The organism is Pseudomonas sp. dw_612, from assembly GCF_018449725.1.
Taxonomy (GTDB): Bacteria; Pseudomonadota; Gammaproteobacteria; order Pseudomonadales; family Pseudomonadaceae; genus Aquipseudomonas.
This window is the reverse complement of sequence record NZ_JAAVVC010000010.1, coordinates 143017-156120: the sequence shown is the minus strand read 5'-3', so window position 1 is coordinate 156120 and position 13104 is coordinate 143017. Positions and strand designations below refer to the sequence as shown.

Here is a 13104-nt window from a genome sequence, read left to right as displayed (position 1 = left end):
CAGGGGCAAGATCAAAAGATCGCAGCCTCGTTTCACTCGTCAGCTCCTACAGGTGAAGATCTTTGCGACCGGGTGCTCAAGGAGCGGATGTGGGACAATGCCCCCCACTTTCAGCCATACCCGAATCGACCACACCCATGAACGCCCCCCGCACACCCCGCCCTGCGCGCAAGAAGCCTGACTCCGCCACCCCGGCCAAAGCCGTGGAACCTCGTCCGAAGGCCAGCCTGCACCCGCGCAACCGCCATCAGGGTCGTTACGACTTCCCGGAGTTGATCAAGAGCACGCCGGAACTGGCGAAGTTCGTGATCCTCAACCCGTACGGCAAGGAAAGCATCGACTTCGCCAGTCCCGACGCGGTGCGGGTGTTCAACCGGGCGCTGCTCAAGTCCTTCTACGGCGTGGCTCACTGGGACATCCCGGCGGATTACCTGTGCCCACCGGTGCCGGGCCGCGCCGACTACGTGCATTTCCTGGCCGACCTGCTGGCCAGCGTCAACGACGGCGAAATCCCGCGTGGCGCGCCGGTCAAGGTGCTCGACATCGGCATGGGCGCCAACTGCGTCTATCCGTTGATCGGTTACAGCGACTACCGCTGGCACTTCCTCGGCTCGGAAATCGACCCGACGGCCGTGGCCGCTGCCAAAGCGATCGTGCAGTCCAACGGGCTGAACAAGGCCATCCAGTTGCGCCAACAGAGCAATCCCAAGCACATCCTGCTGGGTCTGCTGGAGCCGGGTGAACGCTTTGACCTGACCATGTGCAACCCGCCGTTCCATGCCTCAATGGATGAAGCGACCAAGGGCAGCGAGCGTAAATGGCGCGCCCTGGGTCGTGCCGACCCGAAACGCAAACTGCCGGTGCTGAACTTTGGCGGTCAATCGGCAGAATTGTGGTGCGAGGGCGGCGAAGCCCGTTTTGTGACGCAATTGATCGCCGAGAGTGCGAGCTTCCAGCACAAAGTGCTGTGGTTCAGCACGCTGGTGTCGAAAGCCTCGAACCTGCCGGCGATCCAGACCGCGCTGAAAAAGGCCGGTGTGCTGGAAAGCCAGGTGGTGGAGATGTCCCAGGGCCAGAAGCAAAGCCGTTTCGTAGCCTGGACGTTCCAGACCAAGTCCGAGCAGCAAGCGTGGCGTGAGCGCTGGGTTCGCAAAGGCTGAGTCACTGATCGACTCAGATCAAAATGTGGGAGCGGGCTTGCTCGCGAAAGCGGTGTGTCAGTCGACTCAAATGGTGACTGACCCACCGCTTTCGCGAGCAAGCCCGCTCCCACAGTTGGTTTTGGGGTGTTTGTGGGTCAGCCGTCAAATCCCAGACACAAAAAAGCCGTGCCCGGATCGCTCCGGAGCACGGCTTCTTATTACTGCGTCTTACTTGTTAACAGCGTCGGTCAGGCCTTTGGCCACAACCAGCTTGATAACTTTCTTGGCAGCGATTTCGATGGCAGCGCCAGTCGAAGGGTTACGGCCGGTACGGGCAGGACGCTCGGTCACTTTCAGTTTGCCGATACCTGGCAGAGTGATTTCGCCGCCGTTTTCCAGCTGATCGGCAACGATTTGGCCCAGTTGGTCCAGAGCGTTACGCGCGGTGGTTTTTGGCGCGTCGATAGCTTCAGCGATGTCGGCGATCAGTTGGTCTTTAGTAAGAGCCATGTAGTGTTCCTTCCCTATCAAATTCATATGGATTGCAGAGTGCAGTGTCAGCCATCGAGCCCGATCTTCTGGATCTGGCACCCTCGGCCATAACCGCGACGAGTCGGGGTTATAGATACCGAAATCAGGGTTTGGTTCGACCTGACAAATGCTGAATGCACGCTTAACGCAGTGACTTCGCGTAAGACGGGGCAAAACTAGCACAGAGACGGGGAAATATCCGCCTCTTGCTACCCATTTGGTCAGCTTTATTGCTCTAAACCGGGAAAAAACTGCATAAGGGCCGCCGCGCACCGGCGTTTTGCCCTTCCCGCCCCCGTAGGAGCTGCCGAAGGCTGCGATCTTTTGACTTTGCTTTTTTAAAAAACAAGATCAAAAGATCACAGCCTTCGGCAGTTCCTACAAAGAGGCGCGCTGGCCCAGTTGCGGTACACTTGGCACTTTTTTGGGGGAGCACGCCCTCCTCTCTTCAATCAGCCGAGAAGCCCATGCCGATCCGTCATTGCATCGTCCACCTGATCGACAAAAAACCCGACGGCACACCCGCAGTTCTTCACGCTCGCGACTCCGAACTGGCAGAGTCCACAGCCATCGAGAACATGCTCGCCGACCTCAACGAGAGCTACAACGCCAAACAAGGCAAGGCCTGGGGTTTCTTCCATGCCGAGTCCGGGGCGCATCCGTTCAGCGGCTGGCTGAAGGAATACCTCGACGGCGGCAAGGATTTCACGGCGTTCAGCCGCGTGGCGGTGGAACACCTGCAAAAACTGATGGAAGAGTCGAACCTCTCTGTGGGCGGCCACGTGCTGTTTGCGCATTACCAGCAAGGCATGACCGATTACCTGGCCATCGCCCTCCTGCACCACAGTGAAGGCGTTGCAGTGACCGAAGCGCTGGACGTGACGGCCTCTCGCCACCTGGATCTGGGCCAGTTGCACCTGGCGGCGCGGATCAACATTTCCGAGTGGCAGAACAACAAGCAGTCCAAGCAGTACATTTCATTCATCAAAGGCAAGAACGGGAAAAAGGTTTCGGAGTATTTCCGCGACTTCATCGGCTGCCAGGAAGGCGTCGACGGCCCGGGTGAAACCCGCACCTTGCTCAAAGCCTTCAGCGATTTCGTTGAAAGCGAAGATTTGCCGGAAGAGTCCGCCCGCGAGAAAACCAAGACCCTGGTGGACTACGCCAGCAGCCAGGCCAAACTCGGCGAACCGATGGGCCTGGAAGAACTCTCGGAGCTGATCGATGAAGAACGCCCGAAGGCTTTCTACGATCACATCCGCAACAAGGATTACGGGCTGTCTCCGGAGATTCCGGCGGATAAGCGCACCCTGAACCAGTTCCGCCGCTTCACCGGGCGCGCCGAAGGCCTGTCCATCAGCTTCGAAGCGCACCTGCTGGGCTCGAAGATCGAATACGACGAAGAAGCCGGCACGCTGATCATCAAGGGCTTGCCGACCCAACTGACTGATCAGCTGAAGCGACGCAACTGATGTTCAACGCAATCCTGAAGAAATTCCTGCTGATCCTGCTGGTGGTCGTGGTTTACCAGAACTGGGGCAAGATCGAGCGCTACCTCCACCCGGCGCAGGTGGTGTCCGAGCAGACTCAGGCCAAGGCCAACGTTGTGCTCTACGCCACCGACTGGTGCGGCTACTGCAAGCTGACCCGGCGTTTTCTCGATCAGAAAGGCATTCCGTACAAGGAATTTGATATCGAGAAAGATGCCACGGCGCGCAAGGCTTATGAGGCGTTGGGTGGGCGTGGGATTCCGTTGATTGATGTGAACGGCACGTTGATTCGCGGGTATGACCCGGATGAAATTCTCGCCGCCCTGAAATAACTAATGTGGGAGCGGCGGTGCGACGACTCGACTTGCTCGCGAAGGCGATGTGTCAGACAACATTTATGTCGACTGATACGCCGCCTTCGCGAGCAAGCCCGCTCCCACAGGGTTGTGCATAACGTGCAAATCGTCAGTTAACCGTTACTTCGCTTCGATACGGAAGCCAAACCGCGGAAAGTGCACATGCACCACCCCGGCCCGCTCGTCTTCACGCCGCAGAATCAATTCCTCACGCCCCGCAAACACCAGCTCACCGGCCACCGGATCACAGCCATAGTCGGTGGCCGCAATCACCACCTGCTGACCCGCCTCAAAGCCGTTAGGCTCATCGAACGCTTCATCCGGCAACGCAGCGGGCGTGGCATTGCGCGACACCTCCAGCGCCTCCTCGGCCGTCATCTCGCTGAACGCGCCATGACCGAAGCCCATCACCCGACCAAACCACGCCAGAACCGCCGGATAAGCATCGACCAATGGTGCCGTGACAGGCGTTGCCTTGAGAAACCACAAACAATGCGCCAGGGAAAAATCGGCAATCGACGGCTCGCCGAACAGAAAATCGCCCTGTTCACGCTGAAGCTGCAATTCGAGACGCCCCATAATGGTCGGCCACTGGTGCCGCGCCTGTTCCGCCGACAACTTCGTCGAGCTGCCACCGCTGAACAACCCCGCGCGATCGGCCAGGAAGGCCTTGATCGCTTCGGGCGACAACTTGCCGAAACGCACCGCCACCGATTCCGGCTGGAACACCAGGCTGACCGCATGCTGGAACACCACCGAATCGACCCACGTGGCAAAGGTCGCGGCGATCATTTCCTGACCTTCCGGGAAGAACGCCGGCAGCGCTTTCTCTTGTTCCAGGCGACGGGCGATCAGCGCAGTGTCGCAGTAGATATCGGCACCGATCTGCAACACAGGCGTCTTGCGGTAGCCACCGGTCAGCGCCGTCAGTTCGGGTTTCGGCATCACCGGCGAGATCTTCACCGAACGCCACGACAGCCCTTTGAACCCCAGCAGCAGGCGGGCCTTTTCGGCAAAGGGGGACGTCGGGTAATTGTGAAGAATCAACTCTGACATGCTCGGCTCCGCTGCTCGGATAAGGAGCTGGCAGCTTAGCGCGCAATCGGTGAGCGGCCTACGGATCCGCCTAATGGGCACTTATCAGTCAGATTGATAAGTCAGCACCAGGCATTCCTTGGCGCTTTTCTTGAGTTTTTTGATCAGCCGTTCCTGGCGCAGCGCTTCGCTTTTATCGCGGCAGATTTCGGTATAGACCAACGCCATCGCGGGGCTGGACAGGAAAAACCGTGCGCCCTTGCCGCTCTGGTGTTTGGCAAACCGGCGCACCGGATCGTCGCTGACCCCGCAGTAAAGCGAACCGTTGGCCGCGCGAACGAGGTAGACGAACCAGGGCTTGCTCACTGGGGTATCGGCGGGGATTTCGCTCGGGGTGTTCACGTGACGATCATGGCTTGCTGGGAAACAAGCCGCGATCTTATCAGCGACTGGCCTGAAATGCCTTCAGCCCCTTCAAGGCCTGGGCGCGAACCGCGTTGCGCACCAGCGGCGTCCAGCCCAGCAACAGGCCTTTGGTGCCCAGCGCCTGACGCGACCAGCGCCACAGATCGAAGCTGTCGTGATGCTCGCAAATCTTGCCATCGCGAAACACGAAACGCGCCTGAATGTCGTTGACCACGGTATTGCCGGTCTGGCTGAACAGGTACGTCGCCACCCAATGCGCGCCGCCGGTGCGCTCGTCGCTGCGGATGTTATCGAAGGTCAGGGAAAAGTCTTTCGCACGGGTCGTGAGCATGCGCCACATGTCGCCGGCCTGTTGGCCGCGCAATTCGCCGAACGCCGGATCACTGAACACCACGTCGTCGGTGTAGCAGGCGGCCATGGCCTCGGCATCCAGCCGCTGGAAAGCCTGGTAGAAACGGTTGATCAAGGCGTTGTGGGCATCACTCATGGGCAAGCTCCGTGCAGTTGCAAAATGGCTACAAAAGATTGCCTGCACGATAGTCTGCAAATGCGCGGAAAACTATCGGCATTCGCGGGCCGAATACCGATAGTGCGAGGGCTGTCAGATTTTTTCGCTGTGCACTTGAACGTACAGCGAACGGCCGGCACCGAGACCGGCGATGATCGCGCCGAAACCGATGATGCCGAAGATCCAGCCCAACGCGTTCCAGCCGCCGGTCCAGTCGTGAACGATGCCGACCGCGAACGGCCCCATGGACGCCAGGGTGTAACCGAAACCCTGAGCCATGCTCGACAGGTTGGCGGCCACGTGGGAATCCCGCGAGCGCAGCACGATCAAGGTCAACGCCAGGCTGAACGTACCGCCCTGCCCCAGACCCAGCAGGATCGCCCAGCCCCACAGGCCTTCGATCGGCGCATAGAGACAGCCGAACAAGCCACCGAGGGTCAGCAACATGACGATCACAATCGACAGTCGCTGATCCTTGCCCCGGGTTGCCAGCCACGGCGCGGCGAGGGAACTGGCCAGCTGGATGATCACCGAACCCGACAGTACGAGCCCCGCCTGGGTTGGCGTCAGTCCACGGCCGATCAGGATCGACGGCAACCAGCCGAACACGATGTAGGCCAAGGACGATTGCAGGCCCATGTAAAGCGTCACTTGCCAAGCCAACGGATCACGCAGCAGACCACGAACCCGATAGGCCACGTTATGCGAGCCGTGTTTCTGCCCCACTTGCGGCAACCAGAAAATCGCCGCGACCACCGCCGGAACCACCCAGAAACCCAAACCCAACGCCCAGCTCTTGTCGAGATGTTCGCTCAACGGCACGGTCGCGCCCGCCGCCATCGCCGCGCCCAGGCACAGGGCCATGGTGTAGACGCCGGTCATGGTGCCGGCCTGTTTCGGGAAGTCGCGCTTGACGATCCCCGGCAGCAACACGCCAATCACGCCGATGCTGGCGCCGGCCAACACACTACCCGCGAACAGGCCGATTTCACCGAAGGAACTGCGCAGGATGATTCCGCCGGCCAACACCAGCAAAATCCCCAGCACCACGCGCTCGGCGCCGAAACGCCGGGCCAGGATCGGCGCCAGCGGCGCGAACAACCCCAGGCAAAGCACCGGCAACGTGGTCAGCAAACCGGCCTGGGCCGCGGACAAACCGAGGCTCTTCGACACCTCGCTGAGCATCGGCGCCATGCTCGACAACGCCGGGCGCAGGTTCAGCGCCACCAGAATCAAGCCCAGCAACAACAACCACGGCCGCCGCAGAATCGGGTGACTTTGCTGGACTTGTTCGTCATCGGCCTCGGCATCGATCAGCAGCTCTTCGAGCTCCGCCGTGCGCTTGGGTGGCTGGATGTTGCTGTGATTGGCAGACATGGAATTCTCGGTTTCAAGGTTCATTGATCAGCTGCCTCGACAGGGCTTTGGCCCGCTCCGGGTCGCGTTGCTCGACGGCCTCCAGCAATTCGATATGCAGATCGAACACTTCCTGGCGTCGCGGGGTGATGTTCAGGGTCTGGCGCAGTTGCGCGCCGACGATGCTGGAGAAGTAGCGATACAACTCGCTGAGGGTAGGGTTGTGTGCGGCGTCCACCAGACGGCGGTGGAACACCAGGTCGCAAGCGATATAGCTGTCGAGATCGCCGTGGTAATGACTGCCGCTGACGCCCAAGGCTTCGCGTAATGCGACCAAGTCTTCATCAGTGCGGCGCAAGGCAGCCAGGCCAATGGCCTCGACTTCCAGAATGTGCCGGGTTTCGCGGGCCTGTTCGAGGGTGCATTGGGACAAAGCTTTCATGGTGTCCAGCGGGTCGATCACCGCCCGCAGGTAACTGCCGTCGCCCTGGCGAATCTCGATCAACCCGGAAAACGCCAACACCCGCATGGCCTCGCGCACGGTGTTGCGGCTGATGCCCAGCTCGGCGGACAGCTCCGGCTCGGTGGGTAAACGCTGACCGACGGTCCAGACGCCTTCGGTGATGCGCAGGCGTAACTGGTCCAGCGCCTGATCGACCAAAGATCGTTTGATGAGTGGAGAAATGTCTGACATAGAATTCGCCCTTTCATCCAATCATAGGATGAATTTTCTGACATGTTAGTCAGCTTCATGTAGGACGGCAACCGCCTACCGTCAAAGCAGCAACATTCAGAGGGATTTTCGATTGGTCAAAATTACCCTTTAAGGGTAATTTCAGGGATAGGGTTTACGGCTTCTTATGGAAAAGAACACACCCCACTACGCCTTGTCCGTCATTAAGGATGAGGTCCGGAGGCAAGGAGCCAAAGCGTTCACACACGTCGCATTGAGTTCCGGCAAGCGAATGGGGTTGGCCCTGCGAGATATGGAGTCAGTCATTTGTTCGCTGGAGCGCCGGATGCTCTACAAGTCGATGAAGTGCTACACCGATCACCGAAACTGGCAGGACGTTTACCACACAAACTTTCAAGACATGGAGCTCTACATCAAAGTGACCTACTGCTCCAACGGAGGGCCCCCTGTGATCTCTTTCAAGGAGAAACAAGTATGAACTCGCGGCAATGCATGAGTTGTGGCGCTCACGACGCAATGCAACATTTCGAAGGTCGCAGTCTCAGTGTCGACTACAAGAACGTTTCACGATGGGTGCACGATATTGCCGGCTGGGAGTGCAAGGTCTGCAGTGAAATCATTTTTGATAATGATACCGACAGCGCCGAGCGCTACTCCGACGCTGGCGACAAATTGCTCGAAGATTGTTTTCAGATCATGGGCACCGAGATGAAACGCATCCGACGCAAACTGCACCTCACGCAAAAGGAAGCGGTGAAACTGCTTTCCGGCGCTGGGCACAACGCGTTTTCACGATACGAGCGCGGCGAACTGCAACCGCCTCAAGCCTTGTTTACGCTGATGCGCGTGCTGGATCGTCATCCTCACTTGCTGGTTGAAATACAAGCAATGAACGAGGGCACTGACTTGAAACGGCTACTGGCCGCACGCCTTCCGGAACAGGAAACGGTGTTGGCGTCCTGATCCCAAACACCAGACAAAACAAACCCGGAACTCAGTCCGGGTTTATTTCACTGCCTGACTTCGATCAATGCAAAATCTGACTCAAGAACAACTTGGTCCGATCATTCTGCGGGTTGTCGAAGAAGTCATTCGGCGCCGCTTGCTCAACGATTTCGCCCTTGTCCATGAAGATCACGCGGTTAGCCACGGTGCGGGCGAAGCCCATTTCGTGGGTCACGCAGAGCATGGTCATGCCGTCTTCGGCCAGGCCGATCATGGTGTCCAAAACCTCTTTCACCATCTCCGGGTCGAGTGCCGAAGTCGGTTCGTCGAACAGCATGATTTTCGGTTTCATGCACAGGGCACGGGCAATCGCCACACGCTGTTGCTGACCGCCGGACAGTTGCCCCGGGAATTTATGCGCCTGCTCCGGAATACGTACGCGCTCCAGGTAGTGCATGGCGATTTCTTCGGCCTTGCGCTTCGGCATCTTGCGCACCCACATCGGTGCCAGGGTGCAGTTCTGCAGGATGGTCAGGTGCGGGAACAGGTTGAAGTGCTGGAACACCATGCCGACTTCACGGCGGATCGCTTCGATCTGCTTGAGGTCGTTGGTCAGTTCCACGCCATCAACCACGATGCGGCCCTGCTGGTGTTCTTCCAGACGATTGAGGCAACGGATGGTGGTCGACTTGCCGGAACCCGACGGACCGCACAGGACAATACGCTCGCCCTGCTTGACGTTCAGGTTGATGTCTTTCAACACGTGGAACTGGCCGTACCACTTGTTCACGCCCTGCATCTGAATAATGCCTTCAGGGCTCACAGGCTGTTTGATCGCTTCGCTCATCAGAAAACTCCTAACGCTTGTGGCCAGTGTCCAGCTTACGTTCCAAATGCATGGAGTAGCGGGACATACCAAAACAGAAAATCCAGAACACCAGGGCCGCGAACACGTAGCCTTCAGTGGCCATGCCCAACCATTTCGGGTCGGCGGCGGCTTGCTTGACGCTGTTGAGCAGGTCGAACAGGCCGATGATGATCACCAGGCTGGTGTCCTTGAACAGCGCAATGAACGTGTTGACGATGCCAGGGATTACCAGCTTCAGGGCTTGCGGCAGAATCACCAGGCCCATGCTGCGCCAGTAACCGAGGCCCATCGCCGCAGCCGCTTCGTACTGACCTTTGGGGATCGCTTGCAGACCACCGCGCACCACTTCGGCCACGTAGGCCGACTGGAACAGGATCACGCCGATCAGGGCCCGCAGCAGTTTGTCGAAGTTCATGCCTTCGGGCAGGAACAACGGCAGCATCACCGAGGACATGAACAGCACCGTGATCAACGGCACGCCGCGCCAGAATTCGATGAAGGTCACGCAGACCACGCGAATCGCCGGCATGTTGGAACGACGACCCAGTGCCAGGACGATCCCCAGCGGCAAGGCGCCGGCGATCCCGACAGTGGCGATCACCAGAGTCAGCATCAGACCGCCCCATTGGCTGGTCGCGACGTTGGTCATGCCGAAGATGCCGCCATGCAACAGGAAGTAGGCAATGATCGGGTACGCCACCAGGAAGCTCAGCCCGTACACCGCTTTACGGTGAAAACGCGAGATGAACAACGGCGCTACGCCGATGACCGCCAACCACACGGTCAGGTCCACGCGCCAGCGCAGTTCCGGCGGGTAATAACCGTACATGAACTGGCCGAAACGCTGCTGGATGAACACCCAGCAGGCGCCTTCCTTGGTGCAGTCGGCGCGGGTGGTGCCGACCCAGTTGGCGTCCAGGATCGCCCAATGCAGCAGCGGTGGCACCACCAGGTAGATCAGGTAGAACGCGAACAGGGTCAGCAGGGTGTTGATCCAGCTGGAGAACATGTTGGCGCGCATCCACGCCACCACACCGATGCTGCTGCTCGGTGGAGGCATGTCAGGCTTGAAAGTATGAGTACTCATGCGCTTTTCCTTACCGCTCGATCAGCGCAATGCGCTTGTTGTACCAGTTCATCAGCAGGGAAATGCTGATACTGATCGCCAGGTACACGCTCATGGTGATGGCAATCACCTCGATCGCCTGCCCGGTCTGGTTCAGCACCGTACCGGCAAACAACGAGACCATCTCCGGATAACCGATACCGGCCGCCAGCGAGGAGTTCTTCGCCAGGTTCAGGTATTGGCTGGTCAGCGGCGGGATGATCACGCGCAGGGCTTGCGGGATGATCACTTTGCGCAGGGTTGGACCGTTGCGCAGCCCGAGGGAACGCGCCGCTTCAGTCTGGCCGTGGCTGACCGACTTGATGCCCGAACGCACGATCTCGGCGATAAACGCCGCGGTGTACACGGTCAGGGCCAGGGTCAGCGCCAGCAGTTCCGGGATCAGTACCCAGCCACCGACAAAGTTGAAGCCTTGCAGCTTCGGCAGTTCCCAGTGCAGCGGAGCACCGAAGACCAGCGCACACAGCGCCGGGATCACCAGGAACAGCGCCAGGCCGACCCAGAACTTGTGGAACGGTACGCCGGTCGCTTCGAAGCGCTTGTTGGCCCAGCGAGCCATCAGCACGATAGCGACGATCGCCACCACGACACTGACCACGAACGCCCAGAACCCGTCCGCCATTTGCGCGGCCGGCATGTTCAGGCCACGGCTGCTGACGAAGAAGGTGTCGCCGAAGTTATGGCTGGCGCGCGGCCCCGGCATGGTCAGGAACACCGCGAAGTACCAGAACAGGATTTGCAGCAGCGGCGGAATGTTACGGAAGACTTCCACGTAAACCGTCGCCAGCTTGCTGATGATCCAGTTCGGCGACAGCCGCGCCACGCCGACGATGAACCCGAGGATGGTGGCCAGAATCACGCCGATGACAGTCACCAGCAGTGTGTTGAGCAGACCGATGACAAACACCCGGGCATACGTGTCCGATTCGGTGTAGTCGATCAGGTGTTGAGCGATGCCGAATCCGGCACTGCGATCCAGAAAACTGAAGCCGGAGGTAATGCCCCGGTGTTGCAGGTTGGTTTGCGTATTGTCGAACAGATACCAGCCCATCGCGACGACCGCGACAATCGTGATGATCTGAAATAGCCACGCACGCACTTTCGGATCGCTGAGGCTGAGCCTCTGCTTTGGTGCGCCGATTGATTTTTGCATGAAGTGCCCCGGAAATAATGGAACAGAACATCACCCGGTGGTTGGCCCACCGGGTGACAGAACCATCAGCGCACTGGTGGTGCGTATTGAATGCCGCCGTTGGTCCACAGGGCGTTCAAGCCACGGTCGATTTCCAGCGGAGTGCCCTTGCCGAGGTTTTTCTCGAAGATTTCGCCGTAGTTACCGACTTGGGAAACGATCTTGACGACCCAGTCCTTCGGCAGTTTCAGGTCTTTGCCGTATTCGCCGTCTGCACCCAACATACGGGCAACGTCCGGGTTTTTGGTGGACTTGGCTTCTGCCAGAACGTTTTTCGAAGAGATACCGGCTTCTTCGGTGTTCAGCAGCGCGTAGCCAACCCAGCGAACGATCGCCAGCCACTCATCGTCGCCGTTACGTACGACTGGACCCAGTGGTTCTTTGGAGATGGTTTCCGGCAGAACCACGTAGTCTTTTGGCGAAGCCAGTTTGCTGCGCTGTGCGTACAGTTGCGACTTGTCGGAGGTCAGTACGTCGCAACGACCGGATTCCAGCGACTTGGCGCTTTCATCGGAGGTGTCGAAAGTGATCGGGGTGTACTTCAGGCCGTTGGCGCGGAAGTAGTCGGACACGTTCAGCTCGGTGGTGGTACCGGCCTGGATGCAGATGGTTGCGCCATCCAGTTCCTTGGCACTTTTCACGCCCAGCTTGCTGTTGGCCAGGAAGCCTACGCCGTCGTAATAAGTAATGAAGCCAGGGAATTTCAAGCCCATGCCCGCGTCACGGGAACTGGTCATGGTGGTGTTACGCGACAGAATGTCGATTTCGCCGGACTGCAGCGCGGTGAAACGCTCCTTGGCGTTCAACTGGCTGAACTTGACCTTGGTGGCGTCGCCGAATACGGCGGCTGCCACAGCGCGGCAAACGTCAGCGTCGATCCCGAGGATCTTGCCGGTGGAGTCCGGAACCGAGAAACCCGGCAGACCGTCACTCACGCCGCACTGAATGAAACCTTTCTTCTGCACTGCATCCAGGGTTGCACCCGCCTGAGCGAACCCACTGACACCGAGCACTGCGGCTGCAGTCACGATAGCCAGGGTGGATTTCAACATTTTCATTCAAACCTCCAGTTTTGCTCTTGTTGTGTCGGAGCGAGAGTCCCGTCGCACCCTTTTGAGGCGTTGTTGACCCGTGTTGGCTTTTTTTGGGGTCAACCGACGTAAGACCTTAGCTATGAGTCTAGTAGGAGAAAATCCACGTCATGGACAACTCACTTCTCACCAATCGGCCGAACGGGCTGTAGCCCTTTCACGTTCGCTAAGCCCGTAACGGCCACTGGCGAACATCCATCACCGGATTCTTTGCTATCCCGTCGTCAGCAGTACACTGATAGTGTTACCGCCAGGCGCGAGAATGGTTGCACAGGTTTTCCCATAGCAAAGCCCGTACCACACCGCTCGCTCAAGCGATTCAGCGACAGGTCAATAGCAAAACT

The 13104-nt window shown here is 58.9% G+C and carries 15 protein-coding genes; 5 read left to right on the top strand and 10 right to left on the bottom strand.

The features are described 5' to 3' along the window. Positions 1-137: 137 nt before the first annotated feature. Positions 138-1160, top strand: a complete 1023-nt coding sequence (gene rlmF / locus HB680_RS17290; RefSeq protein WP_213939810.1) for a 23S rRNA (adenine(1618)-N(6))-methyltransferase RlmF — start codon at positions 138-140, stop codon at positions 1158-1160. Between the two features lie 210 nt (positions 1161-1370). Here the strand turns inward: rlmF and HB680_RS17285 are convergent, their stop codons facing one another. Then, a complete protein-coding gene (locus HB680_RS17285) occupies positions 1371-1652 on the bottom strand; it encodes an HU family DNA-binding protein (protein WP_007905514.1) in 282 nt (93 codons plus the stop codon). Between the two features lie 488 nt (positions 1653-2140). Between HB680_RS17285 and yejK the strand changes: the two genes are divergently transcribed. Further along, entirely contained in the window at positions 2141-3145 is a 1005-nt protein-coding gene (gene yejK / locus HB680_RS17280; protein WP_201200832.1) for a nucleoid-associated protein YejK, read from the top strand. After that, positions 3145-3495 carry a glutaredoxin family protein gene (locus HB680_RS17275; RefSeq protein WP_213939809.1) on the top strand — a complete coding sequence of 117 codons (351 nt, stop codon included), beginning with the start codon at positions 3145-3147 and terminating at the stop codon, positions 3493-3495. The genes yejK and HB680_RS17275 overlap by 1 nt, the downstream gene beginning before the upstream one ends. A gap of 144 nt (positions 3496-3639) precedes the next feature. Here the strand turns inward: HB680_RS17275 and HB680_RS17270 are convergent, their stop codons facing one another. The 5 genes from HB680_RS17270 to HB680_RS17250 all read right to left on the bottom strand — a co-directional run bounded on the left by HB680_RS17270 (position 3640) and on the right by HB680_RS17250 (position 7538). Beyond that, complete coding sequence (locus HB680_RS17270; protein ID WP_213939808.1) at positions 3640-4575, bottom strand: glutathione S-transferase family protein; 936 nt, start codon at positions 4573-4575, stop codon at positions 3640-3642. Between the two features lie 84 nt (positions 4576-4659). Beyond that, complete coding sequence (locus HB680_RS17265) at positions 4660-4956, bottom strand: GIY-YIG nuclease family protein (protein WP_213939807.1); 297 nt, start codon at positions 4954-4956, stop codon at positions 4660-4662. A 40-nt stretch (positions 4957-4996) separates the two neighbouring features. Then, a complete protein-coding gene (locus HB680_RS17260; protein WP_213939806.1) occupies positions 4997-5467 on the bottom strand; it encodes a nuclear transport factor 2 family protein in 471 nt (156 codons plus the stop codon). Between the two features lie 114 nt (positions 5468-5581). Next, positions 5582-6889 (bottom strand): CynX/NimT family MFS transporter, encoded by a 1308-nt coding sequence (locus HB680_RS17255; protein WP_213939805.1) that lies wholly within the window; start codon positions 6887-6889, stop codon positions 5582-5584. Then, positions 6879-7538: a FadR/GntR family transcriptional regulator gene (locus HB680_RS17250; RefSeq protein ID WP_213939804.1), complete on the bottom strand. Its 660-nt coding sequence runs from the start codon at positions 7536-7538 to the stop codon at positions 6879-6881. Before HB680_RS17250 ends, HB680_RS17255 begins: the two co-directional genes overlap by 11 nt. 166 nt (positions 7539-7704) lie before the next feature. Between HB680_RS17250 and HB680_RS17245 the strand changes: the two genes are divergently transcribed. Both HB680_RS17245 and HB680_RS17240 read left to right on the top strand, forming a co-directional pair. Then, a complete protein-coding gene (locus tag HB680_RS17245) occupies positions 7705-8016 on the top strand; it encodes a type II toxin-antitoxin system MqsR family toxin (RefSeq protein ID WP_213939803.1) in 312 nt (103 codons plus the stop codon). Beyond that, on the top strand, positions 8013-8501 hold the full coding sequence (locus HB680_RS17240; protein WP_213939802.1) for a type II toxin-antitoxin system MqsA family antitoxin: 489 nt from the start codon (positions 8013-8015) through the stop codon (positions 8499-8501). Before HB680_RS17245 ends, HB680_RS17240 begins: the two co-directional genes overlap by 4 nt. A gap of 64 nt (positions 8502-8565) precedes the next feature. Here HB680_RS17240 and HB680_RS17235 read toward each other — a convergent pair whose 3' ends face one another. The 4 genes from HB680_RS17235 to HB680_RS17220 all read right to left on the bottom strand — a co-directional run bounded on the left by HB680_RS17235 (position 8566) and on the right by HB680_RS17220 (position 12727). Beyond that, entirely contained in the window at positions 8566-9330 is a 765-nt protein-coding gene (locus HB680_RS17235; protein ID WP_003171943.1) for an amino acid ABC transporter ATP-binding protein, read from the bottom strand. Between the two features lie 10 nt (positions 9331-9340). Next, positions 9341-10438: an amino acid ABC transporter permease gene (locus HB680_RS17230; RefSeq protein ID WP_054616067.1), complete on the bottom strand. Its 1098-nt coding sequence runs from the start codon at positions 10436-10438 to the stop codon at positions 9341-9343. A 10-nt stretch (positions 10439-10448) separates the two neighbouring features. Then, on the bottom strand, positions 10449-11630 hold the full coding sequence (locus HB680_RS17225) for an amino acid ABC transporter permease (RefSeq protein ID WP_213939801.1): 1182 nt from the start codon (positions 11628-11630) through the stop codon (positions 10449-10451). Positions 11631-11695: 65 nt separating this feature from the next. Beyond that, the gene (locus tag HB680_RS17220; RefSeq protein WP_213939800.1) at positions 11696-12727 is read right to left on the bottom strand and encodes an amino acid ABC transporter substrate-binding protein; all 1032 of its coding nucleotides are present in this window, start codon (positions 12725-12727) and stop codon (positions 11696-11698) included. Between the last annotated feature and the right edge of the window lie 377 nt (positions 12728-13104).

Coding starts and splice junctions, on each gene's coding strand:
- rlmF (WP_213939810.1), top strand. CDS start 138: ATGAACGCCCCCCGCACACCCCGCCCTGCGCGCAAGAAGCCTGACTCC.
- HB680_RS17285 (WP_007905514.1), bottom strand. CDS start 1,652: ATGGCTCTTACTAAAGACCAACTGATCGCCGACATCGCTGAAGCTATC.
- yejK (WP_201200832.1), top strand. CDS start 2,141: ATGCCGATCCGTCATTGCATCGTCCACCTGATCGACAAAAAACCCGAC.
- HB680_RS17275 (WP_213939809.1), top strand. CDS start 3,145: ATGTTCAACGCAATCCTGAAGAAATTCCTGCTGATCCTGCTGGTGGTC.
- HB680_RS17270 (WP_213939808.1), bottom strand. CDS start 4,575: ATGTCAGAGTTGATTCTTCACAATTACCCGACGTCCCCCTTTGCCGAA.
- HB680_RS17260 (WP_213939806.1), bottom strand. CDS start 5,467: ATGAGTGATGCCCACAACGCCTTGATCAACCGTTTCTACCAGGCTTTC.
- HB680_RS17255 (WP_213939805.1), bottom strand. CDS start 6,889: ATGAACCTTGAAACCGAGAATTCCATGTCTGCCAATCACAGCAACATC.
- HB680_RS17250 (WP_213939804.1), bottom strand. CDS start 7,538: ATGTCAGACATTTCTCCACTCATCAAACGATCTTTGGTCGATCAGGCG.
- HB680_RS17245 (WP_213939803.1), top strand. CDS start 7,705: ATGGAAAAGAACACACCCCACTACGCCTTGTCCGTCATTAAGGATGAG.
- HB680_RS17240 (WP_213939802.1), top strand. CDS start 8,013: ATGAACTCGCGGCAATGCATGAGTTGTGGCGCTCACGACGCAATGCAA.
- HB680_RS17235 (WP_003171943.1), bottom strand. CDS start 9,330: ATGAGCGAAGCGATCAAACAGCCTGTGAGCCCTGAAGGCATTATTCAG.
- HB680_RS17230 (WP_054616067.1), bottom strand. CDS start 10,438: ATGAGTACTCATACTTTCAAGCCTGACATGCCTCCACCGAGCAGCAGC.
- HB680_RS17225 (WP_213939801.1), bottom strand. CDS start 11,630: ATGCAAAAATCAATCGGCGCACCAAAGCAGAGGCTCAGCCTCAGCGAT.
- HB680_RS17220 (WP_213939800.1), bottom strand. CDS start 12,727: ATGAAAATGTTGAAATCCACCCTGGCTATCGTGACTGCAGCCGCAGTG.